We start from the raw sequence: 13,076 nt of genomic DNA on the forward strand, positions 1-13,076 counted from the left end.
GGGAAGGCGTGAGGGGGCACCCGTGGGGGATCAGGCCCCGATCGAAGGAAGAAAGCCCGACTCGGAGGCAGTGCGGCCGAAATGCGGCCTGGTGGAGTTGCGCGGCGCGAGACCGTAGTGTTCCTCGTGTCGGATTCGCCGGCATCTCAAATACCCATCCCTCAAAAGGAGTTGCTTCAACATGCCCAAGCAGCAAGAACTCAAGCTCACCCTCACGGCCACGCTCACCCTCACCGACGGCGGCAGGGTGAAGGCCGGCGACATGGAGGAGTTCCTCCAGCAGCTCAACAGCTTCTTCCTGGAGGAGTGGGACCAGTCCGAGCACTGCGTCGAGCACCCCGACGGCGAGTCCGACGAACTGAATCTCCAGCTGGACGTGATCAACGTGGCCGTGGACGCTTGACGCTGGAACGACTGCGGGGGCTCCCACCTCAATTGGGAGCCCCCACCGTTCGAGTCTACGGTCAGGTGGCCGGCGTGGTGCCGGCCAGGGCCGCGCTCGCGGGCGAGACGCCCAGCGAGTTGCCGCAGACGACGGTGAACGAGTACGCCTGGCTGACCGCGTACTGAAGGGTGACCTGCGGGGCGGTTCCCAGCGGGGCGTTGAGGAGCGCGACACGCTTGGTGCCGTCGTACACGGCGTACCACTCCGGCGGCCCGGCGGTGGGGGAGACGGCGGGCTCGGTGAGGTCCAGGTGGACCAGGCCGGCGGTGATGGTGCCGCCGAGGGTCGGGGCCGCTGGCGCTGCGGGGGCGGCGAGGGCGGCGGGGATCGTGCCGTACATGGTGGGCGAGAACGCGGAGTACGCGGTGCCGTTCGAGTCCGTCTTGATGCTGCGGACCCTGATGCGGAACGGGGTCCTGGGCACCGTGTAGTTGGGGGTGTAGACGGTCACGGCGGTGGCCGGCAGGGCGGGTTGGGCAATGCTCCCGACGATGAGGGTGTCACCGATGAAGAACCCCGGCCTGCTGGGGTCGGGCTGGAGGTCGTCGCCGGGCGTGTTGTTGTCCCAGACCTCGTATCCGGTGGCGGTGCTGATGCGGTTCCAGGTGATCTCGATCGGGCCGCCGGCGCTGGAGGTGATGACGGGCAGCGGGGCGACCAGGGTGACGCCGCCGGGAGGCCCCGGGGGCGTGGTGACCTGCTGGCTCGTGGTCGTCGCGGCCGGGGTGGTGACACTGAGGGTCGCGCTGAGGTTTCCGGTGGCGACCAGGGTCGTGTCCACCGGCTCGACTCGCACGAAGTAGGTGGTGGAGGGGGCCACAGGAGTCCACACAGGCGGGGTGGCGGTGCTCCAGTACCCGGTGACCACGGTGTTCAGCTTGGATCCTCGGATGAACAGGCTCGGGTTGGCGGCACCGTTGATGTAGATGTTGTGGCCGCCGATGCCGATGCTGTCGATGCCCTTGGAGCCGAGGTTGTTGGGGTCGGCGCTGGCGGTCGGTGGGAGCGGGGGCATTTTCGAGCCGGCCGGGATCTGGCCGATGTTGCTGTGCCAGAACAGCTGAAACGAAGTCGGAGTGATGAAGCCCCCGTTCGTGGGGTTGCCCGACCCATCGACGCCCCAGATCGGGGTGGGGGGCACGAAGGGCTTTCCGTAGTTGGATGGGCGCGCCGCGATGCGCTGGGCGGCGGTCTCCGGCGGGAACGTGGTGTTGCCGGCGGCGGATCCCGGCTCGGCCGTCAGATCCGAGTTGGTTTCCAGATTCCAGATCGGCGTGGTCATCGGTCCTCCGTCGCGATGGGGCCAGCGGGCGGAGCCGCCGGGAGTGGGGGTCTTTGCAGTAGCCAGCAGCGACCTGGGAGGCACGCGGGCTCGACCTTCCCGGGAAGGTAGGTGTCGAGCAGCCGGGTGACCACCACACTCACGGCGCCGACCAGGATGGAGACCACGTCTGGTCCCAGATCGAGGAGACTCACGGGTAGGCCCGCTCGCGCGAGATGAGCCAGGTGCCGTACCCGATGACGGCGAAACCCAGGTACAGCACACTCGTGCCGACACTGGTCGGGGTCGGGTTGGGGCTGCTGAGCGTGAGGCCGGCGGCGATCATGAAATACAGCCCGCTGATGCGGTAGCCCGTGTTGTTGCGGTGGGCGAGGACCGAGAGCAGCGCAAGAAGCGCCGTGAGGTAGCCGACCAAGGTCCATGCGGAGAGAATCACGTCGACACCTGGCCCGGAGAAGCCGAACGTGGGCTGCGCCTGCCCGTAGATCGAGCTCCCGAGCGCGGTGAGCGCCAGGCCGAGTCCGACGACGTTCTGCCTCGCCTCGTCGCACCGGAACGGGTGGGTGAGCGCCATGTCAGGCTCCGGGGTAGGTGACCGGACCGCCGGTGTAGGTGTCCGGGGTGGTGATCTCACGGCCGAAGGGGTCCGTTTTGACCGGCTTCTCGTGGATGCCGTACCAGGTGTCTGCGAGCGTGGCGCGCTCGCGCGGCGTTGTGGGTTCCACGACGCCACCGCGCTCGCGGACAGTCTTCTTCCACGTTCCGTCGGTCAGGCCGGCATTGAGGTCGTCGCTCCAGTTCCGCTGCTTCGGGTAACTCATGCCATTCCCAGCTTTCGCGGCGCGCTCATGGTCCGGGACTTCGCCTGCCCCAGGGTGGCTCCGCTGCCTTGGGGGCGACCCGCTGCGACGCCGGCCGCGAACTCGGTGGAGGCGGAGCCGGCCGAGGGAGCCGAGGGCGCGTATGCCCCGGCCTTCCGCCGGTCCTGAAGGTTGGATTTGGCGCTGATGGTGGTTCCCACGTTGTCGCCGACGCCGTGTCCCCGGCGGTCGGTGGCCCTGGTCTTCTTCGGCATCAGTAACCCCCGATTGACGGTGTCTGCGTGGCGGAATAGCCGGACTGGCGCTGGCTGTAGTCGACCCGTGCGCCGGGGTAGACGTCATCGAGCCGGGCGATGTCGTTGATCCCGAGCACATGCGAGCGGTACCCGAAGCGAGCCGGGCGCCTTCCGATGTTGGGGATCGGCGGCGCGATACGCCGGATGTCCGCCGTCGGCATCCCGATCCACTCCGACAGGTAGGTCGTGACCTGCTGCTCCTGGAGCGTGGACCAGGGGCGCGGCTGGTAGACGGAGTTCTGCTGGTCCATCTCAGGTCCAATCCGGCTTGAACCGCATGAGCTGCGCCCTGCGCTGCGCGTCGTACGAGGTGAACGGCGGCGTCGTCTCCTGGGAGTAAACGCGCTCCGCTGTCGCGAACCGGGCCTGGCTGGAGACGAGCGTCGCCGACTTGCCGTCATTCACCAGGGGTGCGCCGATTGTTGAGCCCTGCTGGGTCCACTTGCGGCCCTCGGCCTGCGCGATGAGCGCGGCGGCGGGATTGACCTGCTCGGTCCAGTAGTAGTCGGCCGGGTCGATCCTCTCGCCCTTGTGGACGCCGCGCTGGTAGGAGCGCTGGGTAGCGCGGTTCGCGACGGCGCCCAGGAGCCGGTCCTCGCGCCGGTCCCCACCCCCGAGCGTGCCGAGGTAGCCATCAGGGTAGGCGGCTGTCGGGACGTGACCGGTCTCCATCATGCGGCGGGCGTCCAGGATGTCGCGCGCCCCGCTGAGGAGCAGGCCGCCACCGCCGCCGGAGTAGGTGACACCGCCACCGCCCGCTGGGGCCTGGTAGGGCGGGTTGTAGACCAGGTTGCTGTTGGCGCCGGCCATCAGCGCGTCCCGTCCATCTCGCCGCCTCGGAACGAGTCCTGAGGACCGAACGCGGAGGGCATGCGCCGCATGCTCTTCCCGGAGGCGGTGGGGTCAGCGAACGCCCGCCGGACCTGAACCTGCCCGGCCGGGCCGTAGCGGTCGGAGCCGAGCAGCACGTTGCGCCGGTGCGACTGGTCCTCGATCGTCGGGTCCGCACCGCCGGAGCGCCTGCGGCTCGTGCTCTCGCCCGCCTCGGGGCGCACCACCTGGGCGTGGCAGGTCTGCTGGCCGGCGCCGTAGGCCCCGGTGCTCGGGATGGCCCGCAGCGGGTCGGCAAGGCCCCGGTTGGGCGGGCTCCAGTGGCCGTGCTCGGTCATGCTCGCTCACTCCTCTACTGTCCAGTCGGACTCCGGATCGTCGAAGGAGGGCAGCCGATACGTGTCCGAATAGAGGAGTGAGCGAGTCCACCGGCAGTGTAGGGGTGAATTTTCGGGGCTAGATATTCGCCGATACGCGAATGGCGATCCCCATAAGCTCGCCGCTGTCATCACCTTCGCGGGTCGTGTACCCGTGGAAGAACGAGATCCTCTGGACGAGGTCGGTTCCGTAGGAAGCGACGAAGGATTGTGCGATGGGGATCGACTTGACGGCCTGGTTGACAGCACCAGCGCCCACGGCCTTCAGCACGACCTGATGGCCGGCGTTGATGGCGTGGGCGATGGCGCTTCCCAGCTCCGGGGGCGACGTGGTCGACTTCACCCGGAATATCTTTTCTTGGACCTGATTCTCCACGAGTTCGCTCCTTATGCTCTCTGAGCGGAGCGTACGTGTGGCATTTACGGGCCGGTATTTGGGGTTTTCCGCATGGCGTCGAGCACGTCGCGTTCGTACTTGAGCTGCGTCCCGTTCTCCAGGGCATAGCCGATTCGCATGAGGCCGTAGGCGTCCGCGAGATCATTACTGGAGAACTCGGCTCCCCACTTTTTGTAGACTGCCAGCAGCATCAGGTCTTTGCCCGCAGCACCATTCCCGGTGACGAATTTCTTCAGGGATGTCGGCGGGGCGATGCTCACGCGGCCGTCGAAGCCGAAGACCTCTGCGAGGGCGAGCTTCGTGACCGCCCCGAGTTCCCCGAGCGCCTCCCGGTTGTAACGGCTGGCCGGTGCGTAGCCCTCCATGACGACGCGGCGCACGTCGTAGCCGATGTCCGTCGCCTCGAACAGCGCGAGCAGGGTCCGGTGGATGTGGGCCAGGCGCGCCACGCCCCGACCGGCGCGCTCGGGGGAGAAGTCCAGCAGATGCTCCACATGGCCGGGGCCTGCGGGATCCTCCACGTGGAGGATGATCGCGAACGCGCTGTAGGACTGGTCAATGCCGATGTACGCGGGCAGTAGGCCCATCACACACCCCACTTCGCGGTGCGCTGCTCGTGGTTCTCCTGAGCGATGCGCCGTGATAGCTCACGCGAGACCAACTGCGCCTTGGCTCGCGTGTTCTCATGCACCACGGCCAGAGCCTCGACGACATCGGTGGTGTCGGCGACCTCGGCCTCCAGCTCCCGAACCTCCGGGGAGGCTTGGGCAGCTGCCTTGCGGCCCGCCACGGTCCGTTCGCCCACCGCCCGGACCGAGGCGACGGCGGTGGCGTACCGCAGCTGCTGCTGGGCATCGCGCAGCGCGCTCTCGGCGGTCGCCTTGCGGTGCGCGGCGTACGCCGTCCAGGCCGTGTAGGAGCTGAAGAGCGCCATGAGCTGCTGGTCGGTCAGCTCGGTGATGTCTTCGGGGATCTCGGGCACACCCGACTTGGGTCGCTGCTCGGGCTCGAAGCCCCACCCGCTCAAGGTCTTCCACGTACTCACGCTGCACCCGCCGTGTCCAAGGCCCGGCAGTTCTTGCAGCTACCACCGGGGTTGATGTTGCAGCGCGGCGGTCGGCCGGCGGCCAGGGCGTCGGTGATCAGCTGCGCGCCCTCGATGGCCGGCTCGGAGATGGACTCGTCGTACAGGACCGTGAAGGACTTGGCTTCCTGAGTCGGCTTGAACTCGTAGAAGTAGGTGATCCGGTCGACCCACAGGTCCTCAAAATGCCGCGCGAGGTAGAGGTAGAGCTGGCCCTGGCGGAGCGCCTGCGGCAGTGGCCGTCGGAAGTCACGCCACATCCGGACGAGGTCCACGACCTGGCCGCGTCCCTCCATCTCCAGCTCGTACTTCGCGAGAAATTTCGGGTCTTCGAAGCGGATGGAGCCAAGGCCCAGAGTCTTGATCTCGATCAAGCAGTTGTCCTCGGGGCAGTAGCCGTCGCTCTTGCCTCCGATCGTCAGGGCCGGCGCATTCAGCGGGACTTCGGCGTAGGTGAGTAGCGGGCTGGAGCACAGCTGGCAGAGCTCGGGGGTCTCGTCGTCCCAGAAGGTCTGACGGCAGCTCTCGCAGTACCAGTCGCCGCCCAGTCGCTTCATCTCTTGGAGCCACTTCTGCCATTTCGCGTGCGTGTTGTGGCCCTCCTGGAAGACGTTTTCGCGCACGAAGGTGGTGGGACCCTTGGGGGGTGGGTTGAGCAGCTTGTAGAAGGCCGCCCGGTGACACCAGTCGGGCTTGATCATCTCGGACGGGTGGAGCACGTCCTGGCGCCGGCCGTCGGGCCTCGTCGCCTTGACGAGGATGTGCTTCTGGACGGCACCGAACAGGATGTCGGCCGACTTGGTGGCCTCCAGGTAGGCCGCCAGTCCAGGTCCGGGCTTTATGCCACCTCGTGCCACGATTCCTCCTCGCTGCGGTCCAAGCGCTTCAGCAGGTCCGTCGTCTTCTCCGCCGCATCCACAGCAGGCGTCCCAGTAGGGGGGATCGGCTCGGGTGATGCAGTCGGCGCATCCGTTGCAGCAGCGCATGCCGGTTCCTCCTGTAGGTGCTGCTCGGGGTGCCAGGTCCAGCGCTCGGGCGCGTTGGGGTACCGCATGCGCATGCGCAGGCGATCGGCCGGCCGCATGCCGCCCCAGATCCCGTACGCTTCGCGGTTGAGCATGCTGTTGCGCAGGCATTCGAGTCGTCGTGGGCAGACGATGCCGTCGCGGGTTCCGTTGCAGATCTCCAGTGCCAGTTCTTCGTTCGTGAAGAAGGTCTCGGGGTCGGCGAGTTCCTCGGGGAGGTTGCGGCACTTGGCGGCGCCCCGGTGATGGTGCTCGGACCAGTCGGGCGACGGGACGCGGGGGCGGATGGCCATCAGTCCTCCCCGATGAGGGAGACGAACGTCTCGTAGGGAAGAACCACCCAGGTCCGGCCGCGCATCTCGATGGCGAAGGCCATCCTCCGGAAGTCGAGGAGGGCGTTCTTCTCGGCGGCCGTCAGTGCGGCGTGGGTGAGGGTGTAGGACTGCTTGGTGGTCGTCTTGCACTCGATGGACCACTCGGGGTTGCGGACATCGTTTTTGACAGCCCATCCGTTGCCGGAGCCGGCCGTGGTGTGGCCGCCGATGTCGTGGGCGAGCTTCTTCTCCTGCCGGCGCGAGGCGCGGATCCGGGGGTCCATCAGCGGGCCTTGGCGATGGCTTCGTGGACCTCGGTGTCGATCTGCGCGCGGAGCTCGGGGTCCTTGGTGATGGCCGCTGAGAGGGCCCCTTCGCCGTTCCAGCGCTTCTCCCCGAAGCTGTACCAGCCGCTGCTGCCGGCGCGGGAGATGACGCCGTACAGGACGCCCATCGCGGCGGTCTCGGCGGCGGTGTCGTAGTCCCCCTTGCGGAAGCCGGAGGGGGAGTCGGCGAAGAAGAACCTGATGGACGCGACCTGTTGGGGCGGTGCGCTCTTGTTCTTCAGGGTCTTGAGCTTGATGACCTGGCCACAGCGGGCGATGCCCTTGCCGGGCCGCTTCTCGTCAATCCACTCGGTCCTGGAGACGTCCAGCCTGACGTAGTGCGCGTAGTTCTTGGCGTTCCCGCCGGGGCTTGTTCGGGGAGTCGCGCCGTGCGGGGCGAACCCACCGATCTTGTCACGCCACTGGTTGATGATGATGCACAGCAGCGGGCGCTCTTCCTGGACCATGGAGCGCTTGGTGACCTGGCCGGCCTTGCGGAAGAACTTCCCGGTGACGCGGGCGCCGGGGGAGATGGAGAACTCGTCCATCCCCTTGCCGTCCTCGTCGGCGGCGATGAGCGCCGGGTAGCTGTCGAGAACGATCGCGTCGACCGCCCGGGATTCCGCCGCCTCCAGCATCGCGGAGTACGCCTCTTCCATGGAGTTGGTGGTGTGCACCATGACCCGGCTGGTGTCGACACCCAGATCCTCGGCCCACTCCTGGTCGTAGCCCTCGGCGGCTATCCACAGGGTGGTGAACTCGGGATCCTTCTGCTGGTTGGCGGCGATCGTCTTGTGCACGATCGTGGTCTTCCCCGAGGATTCGGCGCCGACGATCTCGATCCACTGATTTCCGGGCCAGCCGCCGCCCAGCATGACGTCCAGGCTCAATGAGCCGGAGGTGAATCGGGGAAGCGGGGGTATCTGGGAGGCGATGACGAGCGTCCCGTCACCGCACCGCTTGTTGATTTTGGCCATCAGTGCGCGGGCGTCATCGCTCAGCACAATGGGCTCCTCTCGCATTCGAGGAGCTCAACTCTATGAATGTCAAAAAATCCCGAGTATAGACCAATCGGGTGGCGATTAAATATGCGCGATGAGTTTCATTGTGTTTTCGGAACCGGGCGCCTGTCGAAGCGACGCTCTGACGGGCGTGTTGTTCCGGCTGGGGACGACGGCGCCGGACGTCGAATGCAGGATCGGATAGTTGCAGTCCATGCACCAGGGCGCTGTATTCGGGGTCGCCCTGCCGTAGTTCCCCTCCCCGCAGTTCGGGCACTGCTCCGCCTGCCGCGCACTGGGGGCAGGCATTGGGCGCGGCACTGGCGCCTGCTCGTGCACGGGCTGCGGCGCGGCGGGAGCAGGCGCTGGCGCGTAGGTCGGCAGCCACGGAGCCCGGGGTGGCGCCGCCTGTGCCGGGGCGGGGTGCGCGGATGTGCCAGCGAGCTTGTCGGCCCAGAAACTGCTCACGTTTCCTCCCTGAGGTGCTGCCCGAGGTCCGGGCAGGTCTTACAGAACCTGGAGCTTCCCCTGGTCGATGAGGCGGATGATGGCCCCGGTGACACAGATTCGGGAAATGGCCACGTAGACGTCCATCTCGTCGTCGTCCTCACAGGAGCCGGTGAAGAGGGCGTGCACGGTGTCGGCCGCGAGGACCGCTGTGGCAGTGATCTCGTCCAGGATGGGCTGCACCCGGTCGATGCGCTTGTGCGAGTCCCGGTGCTCCCGGTCGTCCACCTCCTCGCTGGAAGGGACAAGGCCAAGGGAGTTACAGAATCTCGGGAAGTCCGAGCATGCGACGACGTCGCGCACCATATCGCGGAACGCCCGATGGTAAGCGCTGTCGCTGAATTCCAGGTCCATGGCTCCAATATATGGGGCGGTGGCAAACGCCTATTTTGCCTCGGACCAGCGGTCGCATATTTTCACGTCGGTGATCACGGGGACTCCCAGGAGCTGCATCTCGGGGCCGGCCATCGCGTCGTGCAGGACCACCGCGCCCTCCTCCACGATGTCCTGCGGGCACAGGACCGCGAGTTCGTCGTGGACGGTCAGCATCAGCTGCATCCCGGGCAGGCGCGCCTTGTTGAAGCGCACCATCGCGAGCTTCGTCAAGTCGGCGTTGGTGCCCTGGATATGGCTGTTGACGACCTGCCGCTCGGCCCGCGAGCGCTGCGCCGGAACGGGGGACAGGAGGTCGGGCAGGCGGCGACGGCGGCCAAGGAGCGTGTGCAGGTACGGCTCCGGCCGACGGGAGCGCACGGTCCGCAGGATCAAGTCCTTGTACTTGTACACCTCGGGAAACCGCCGCTCGTGCGTCTTCATGAACGCGCGCGCCTTGGCGACGGAGATCCCCGCCATGTCCGCGAGTTTCCCGGGGCCGGCACCGTAGATGATGGCGAACGCGAGGCCCTTGGCCACCTGGCGCATGTCCTTGGTGACGTCCCCTGGCTGCACCCCGAACACCGCCGCTGCGGTGGCGACATGGGCGTCCATCCCATCCCAGAAGCCCTGCCACAACATGCCGACTCCGGCGAAGTGGGCCAGGATCCGCAGCTCGATCTGGGCGTAGTCCGCGACCAGCAACTTGAACCCGGGCGGCGGCTCGAACAGGTCGCGGATGCGCTTGCCGTAGAGGCTGTCCGGGCGCGGCCAGTTCTGCACGTTCGGATTCCTGCAACTGAATCTCCCAGTGACCGTGCCGTACTGCGCGAAGGACGGGTAGATCCTGCCGTGGAAGATCTGGCTGGGCCGGTCCTCGTCCCCCAAGTAGCCCTGCACGTAGGTATGGAGGATCGTCGCGAGCTCCTGGTAGCCGAGGATCTCGCGCACCAGCGGGTTGCCCTTGTGGTAGCCGAGCGCGTCGGCATCCGTGGACGGGGCGCCCGTCTTGGTGAACTTCTTGGGCGCAAGGCCCTGGCCCTCCGGGGGGTCGCCGTACAGCAGCTTCTGCTTCTGCGGCACCGACGCCAGGTTGAAGTGCTGGCCGGCCGCACGGTAGACGGCCGCCTCACGGCCCACGAGTTCGGCGCGCAGGTCGTCGCGCAGCTGCTCCAGGGCGGCGATGTCGATCGGCGCGCCGGGTGCCTGCATGTGCAGGAGGCAGTCCAGCACCTCCATCTCCAGGCCCCAGATCTTCTCCAGGTTCTGCGTGGTGATCTGGGGGCGCATGCGGCGCCACAGCAGCCAGGTGACTTTGGCGTCCAGCCAGGCGTAGGTGGCCACCTTGCCGAACTCGTGAGCTTCCACGCATTTTCCGACGTTCTCGGTGTCGTAGTCGAGGCCGTACTGGGCCCGCACCAGGGGCTTGAGGCCCAGGAGGCGGTTCTCATTCAGCAGCCACGCGGCGACGATGGTGTCCCCGTACGGCGGCGGCGGGTACGCACCGAAGTACTTCGCGACGGTGAGCAGGTCGAACGTGGCGTTGTGCGCGACCTTCGTCCGGTCGGAGAACATCAGCGGGCGCAGGGCGTCGAAGACCTGGCTGGGACGCAACTGGGGTGGCGCCTCGCTGAATTGGGCCTCGATGGTCTCGCGTTCTCCGGTGGTCTTGTTCTTGCGCCAGCCCGCTTTCCGGATGCGCTCGTACCCGTTGGGGTGGCCGAGCGGGATGACGGTCGCGGCGCCGTGGGTGGCCAGGGAGAGCCAGGTCACGTTGTTGACGGCGGCGACGCCTCGGTTGTTGCCGGAGGTCTCGACGTCGAACGCGAAGGCGTCGTGGGCGCTGTAGTACTCGACAGTCTGGTGGAGCGCTTCGAGGGTGGTGACAAGCTGCGGGGGCTGCACGAGTCCTCCTGGGACGGCCTTGGACCCCCGCCGGCCCGGTGGATGGTCACAGGCCGGCGGAGGCGCTTGAAGGAGGAGGTCAGTCGTCCAACAGCGTCTTCACGAGGTCGCCCATCTCGGCGGAGTCGAGCAACTCTTTGACCGGCTCGGTGCGGCGCTCGGCGACGAACTGGGTGATCTCGTCCTCGTCCAGGGGCTCGATGCCGGTCTCCTCGGCGAGGTCGCGCGCCCGGATTCGTTCCAAGTGGTATTCGGTCGCCTTCGCCTTCTGCGTTCGGGCGATGGTGAAGTAGAGGTCGGCCCGGTCGAGCGGCCCGCGCCGCTCATCGAGCGCGATGTCTCTGAGCTGCCGGGCGATCTTCACCCCGGCCTCCCACACCCGCAGCTCGGGAACCTCGGGGTCCTCGAAACTTATGACGTTGAAGCACGCGGCGAACTTCTTCGGCTTGTCCCCGATTCCGCAGAGCGGGCATTCCGAGGTGCCCCAGCAGCGGACGGACTTGCTGCCCTCCCGGATTTCCTCCACCCAGTGCGCCACATAGTTATCGAACGGGTCGGCGTCGATGATCTTGATGACGGTCGGGTCCTCGGAGACCTTGAGGTAGAGGTCGCCTCCGGCCTGGCCGGCGAGCTTGTCCATGGCTCCCCAGCCGCTGCTTTCGCTGGCCGGACCCGGCTCGGCCTTCGGGGATTCCTTGGGGGCGCTGGTGGTCTTGGCGGGGAGGCTGCGGCGACGGCCGAAGGTACGCTGCTCAGGCATGCTGATTCCAATCCTGGATCGGCTCGGGAAGAACGGAGTGAGTGGCGCGGAACAGCTCCGCGCACTTCGTCGGGAAAAGCGTGCTGCCGATGTACCGCCGGTTTCCCCCGAGGATTCCCTCCTCCTGGGCGAACCGGATCACGCCTTCGATCTGAATCCGCGTGTAGAGACGCCTCTGGCCGTGCTTGCTGGCCCCATTGAAAATGAAGGTGGCGGCAGGAAAGAGTCCGGCCCGCTCCCACTTGTAGATGGTTTTGGGGGAGCGTTGCAGCGCGGCGGCGAGGTGGCCGATCCCGAAGAACTCGCGCAGCTGGCCGCCTTGGCGCTTGTAGATCGGGTCCTCGTCCCAGTACGAGATCGCGTGCATCGTCACGTGGCCAAGGGGGGCTGCGACGGGGCGCGAGGTGCCGGGATAGGTGTCGTACGACGGCCGGGAGGGGGTGCCCATCAGTCCCTGCCCCACTCGGGAACCACGCGGCGCACGACCTCGGGAAAGGTGGCGGCGATGACACGGAAGACCTCGTCGGCCAGCTCGGGGTCACAGCGCTCGCAGTGGGTGAAGAGCGTGAAGCCGGCGGAGGCCGCGCTGAGTGGAGGCTCCGGCAGGAAGGTGTAGAGGGCGGAGGCGCTGAGCCCGAGGCTCGCCGCGAGCCGGATCACGATGTGGTGCGGGAGGCTGCCGCCGCGCCGGGCGTTGCGGGCGAGCTTGCTGGCGGTGACCCACGGCCTGAGCGAGCCGGGCTCCCGGCCGACGCCGGCCGCCAGCTGGTTCCACGTCTGGCCACTGGCCCGCTTGATCGCGTGAAGGCGCTCCCAGTAGAAGCGCGACTGTTCCAGGTTGGGTCTGGTCATGCGAGCCCCTTGAATGCGTACGATTCCCGCTTGACGAATATGGAGTCCAGTTCCGTCTCGCTCAGGACGCCTTCCTGGAGCAGGACGTACAGTTCCTCCGTGTCGAGGGTCGGAACGGAGGGGAAGGCGCGTGCATAGACGGCCTCACCCTTGCTGCGGGTGATTTCCTCGGCGATCTCCGCATCGGCTGTGACAGCCACCCTGCGTTCACGCTTGATGCGCGTCAGGCCCTCGATCTCCATGGGCAGGTCGAGATACTGGCTGCCTTTATGGTCGTGATAGCCGCGCTCGATGACAGCCCGGGTGATCGTGTCACGGAGACGGTCACGTTCCGCGCTGATTTTCTCGGCCTCGCGCTTGAGGACAGCCCACCGTCGAACCGACGGAAGAATGGGGTCGAAAGGAACTTCTGCTATCGGTCCAGGTTCGTCTTCCGGCATGGGTGTAGCCCTTTCGGAATACGGAGTTGCTGCGGGAGCTA

At 67.0% G+C, this 13,076-nt stretch carries 20 protein-coding genes; 1 reads left to right on the top strand and 19 read right to left on the bottom strand.

From position 1 onward, the window contains the following. Positions 1-181: 181 nt before the first annotated feature. On the top strand, positions 182-403 hold the full coding sequence (locus tag ACIGXM_RS14075) for a hypothetical protein (RefSeq protein WP_396560403.1): 222 nt from the start codon (positions 182-184) through the stop codon (positions 401-403). Positions 404-464: 61 nt separating this feature from the next. On the opposite strand, the gene ACIGXM_RS14080 is transcribed toward ACIGXM_RS14075, so the two are convergent. The 19 genes from ACIGXM_RS14080 to ACIGXM_RS14170 form a co-directional block, all read right to left on the bottom strand. After that, positions 465-1,727: a hypothetical protein gene (locus tag ACIGXM_RS14080; protein WP_396560405.1), complete on the bottom strand. Its 1,263-nt coding sequence runs from the start codon at positions 1,725-1,727 to the stop codon at positions 465-467. A gap of 190 nt (positions 1,728-1,917) precedes the next feature. Next, positions 1,918-2,301: a hypothetical protein gene (locus ACIGXM_RS14085; protein ID WP_396560407.1), complete on the bottom strand. Its 384-nt coding sequence runs from the start codon at positions 2,299-2,301 to the stop codon at positions 1,918-1,920. A 1-nt stretch (position 2,302) separates the two neighbouring features. Continuing rightward, complete coding sequence (locus ACIGXM_RS14090; RefSeq protein ID WP_396560409.1) at positions 2,303-2,548, bottom strand: hypothetical protein; 246 nt, start codon at positions 2,546-2,548, stop codon at positions 2,303-2,305. Between the two features lie 253 nt (positions 2,549-2,801). Beyond that, complete coding sequence (locus ACIGXM_RS14095; protein ID WP_396560411.1) at positions 2,802-3,095, bottom strand: hypothetical protein; 294 nt, start codon at positions 3,093-3,095, stop codon at positions 2,802-2,804. Between the two features lies 1 nt (position 3,096). Then, a complete protein-coding gene (locus tag ACIGXM_RS14100) occupies positions 3,097-3,654 on the bottom strand; it encodes a hypothetical protein (protein WP_396560413.1) in 558 nt (185 codons plus the stop codon). Beyond that, on the bottom strand, positions 3,654-4,013 hold the full coding sequence (locus ACIGXM_RS14105) for a hypothetical protein (RefSeq protein ID WP_396560415.1): 360 nt from the start codon (positions 4,011-4,013) through the stop codon (positions 3,654-3,656). The genes ACIGXM_RS14100 and ACIGXM_RS14105 overlap by 1 nt, the downstream gene beginning before the upstream one ends. Positions 4,014-4,131: 118 nt before the next feature. Then, positions 4,132-4,428 (bottom strand): stage V sporulation protein S, encoded by a 297-nt coding sequence (locus ACIGXM_RS14110; RefSeq protein WP_396560417.1) that lies wholly within the window; start codon positions 4,426-4,428, stop codon positions 4,132-4,134. 44 nt (positions 4,429-4,472) lie between these two features. Beyond that, positions 4,473-5,036, bottom strand: a complete 564-nt coding sequence (locus ACIGXM_RS14115; protein WP_396560418.1) for a hypothetical protein — start codon at positions 5,034-5,036, stop codon at positions 4,473-4,475. After that, complete coding sequence (locus tag ACIGXM_RS14120; RefSeq protein WP_396560420.1) at positions 5,036-5,494, bottom strand: hypothetical protein; 459 nt, start codon at positions 5,492-5,494, stop codon at positions 5,036-5,038. The genes ACIGXM_RS14115 and ACIGXM_RS14120 overlap by 1 nt, the downstream gene beginning before the upstream one ends. Further along, complete coding sequence (locus tag ACIGXM_RS14125) at positions 5,491-6,390, bottom strand: hypothetical protein (protein WP_396560422.1); 900 nt, start codon at positions 6,388-6,390, stop codon at positions 5,491-5,493. Before ACIGXM_RS14125 ends, ACIGXM_RS14120 begins: the two co-directional genes overlap by 4 nt. Next, positions 6,372-6,851 (bottom strand): WhiB family transcriptional regulator, encoded by a 480-nt coding sequence (locus ACIGXM_RS14130; protein WP_396560424.1) that lies wholly within the window; start codon positions 6,849-6,851, stop codon positions 6,372-6,374. The genes ACIGXM_RS14125 and ACIGXM_RS14130 overlap by 19 nt, the downstream gene beginning before the upstream one ends. Next, the gene (locus ACIGXM_RS14135; protein WP_396560425.1) at positions 6,851-7,156 is read right to left on the bottom strand and encodes a hypothetical protein; all 306 of its coding nucleotides are present in this window, start codon (positions 7,154-7,156) and stop codon (positions 6,851-6,853) included. The genes ACIGXM_RS14130 and ACIGXM_RS14135 overlap by 1 nt, the downstream gene beginning before the upstream one ends. Further along, positions 7,156-8,202, bottom strand: coding sequence for a hypothetical protein (locus tag ACIGXM_RS14140; RefSeq protein WP_396560427.1), 1,047 nt, complete (start codon positions 8,200-8,202; stop codon positions 7,156-7,158). Before ACIGXM_RS14140 ends, ACIGXM_RS14135 begins: the two co-directional genes overlap by 1 nt. Positions 8,203-8,706: 504 nt before the next feature. Next, positions 8,707-9,060: a hypothetical protein gene (locus ACIGXM_RS14145; RefSeq protein WP_396560429.1), complete on the bottom strand. Its 354-nt coding sequence runs from the start codon at positions 9,058-9,060 to the stop codon at positions 8,707-8,709. Between the two features lie 30 nt (positions 9,061-9,090). Further along, complete coding sequence (locus ACIGXM_RS14150) at positions 9,091-10,983, bottom strand: DNA polymerase (RefSeq protein ID WP_396560431.1); 1,893 nt, start codon at positions 10,981-10,983, stop codon at positions 9,091-9,093. 79 nt (positions 10,984-11,062) lie between these two features. After that, a complete protein-coding gene (locus tag ACIGXM_RS14155; protein WP_396560433.1) occupies positions 11,063-11,743 on the bottom strand; it encodes a hypothetical protein in 681 nt (226 codons plus the stop codon). After that, the gene (locus ACIGXM_RS14160; RefSeq protein WP_396560435.1) at positions 11,736-12,191 is read right to left on the bottom strand and encodes a hypothetical protein; all 456 of its coding nucleotides are present in this window, start codon (positions 12,189-12,191) and stop codon (positions 11,736-11,738) included. Before ACIGXM_RS14160 ends, ACIGXM_RS14155 begins: the two co-directional genes overlap by 8 nt. Then, positions 12,191-12,595, bottom strand: coding sequence for a hypothetical protein (locus ACIGXM_RS14165; RefSeq protein WP_396560437.1), 405 nt, complete (start codon positions 12,593-12,595; stop codon positions 12,191-12,193). The genes ACIGXM_RS14160 and ACIGXM_RS14165 overlap by 1 nt, the downstream gene beginning before the upstream one ends. After that, positions 12,592-13,035 carry a hypothetical protein gene (locus ACIGXM_RS14170; RefSeq protein ID WP_396560439.1) on the bottom strand — a complete coding sequence of 148 codons (444 nt, stop codon included), beginning with the start codon at positions 13,033-13,035 and terminating at the stop codon, positions 12,592-12,594. The genes ACIGXM_RS14165 and ACIGXM_RS14170 overlap by 4 nt, the downstream gene beginning before the upstream one ends. Positions 13,036-13,076: the final 41 nt, after the last annotated feature.

This window comes from Kitasatospora sp. NPDC052896 (assembly GCF_044547075.1).
GTDB lineage: Bacteria > Actinomycetota > Actinomycetes > Streptomycetales > Streptomycetaceae > Kitasatospora.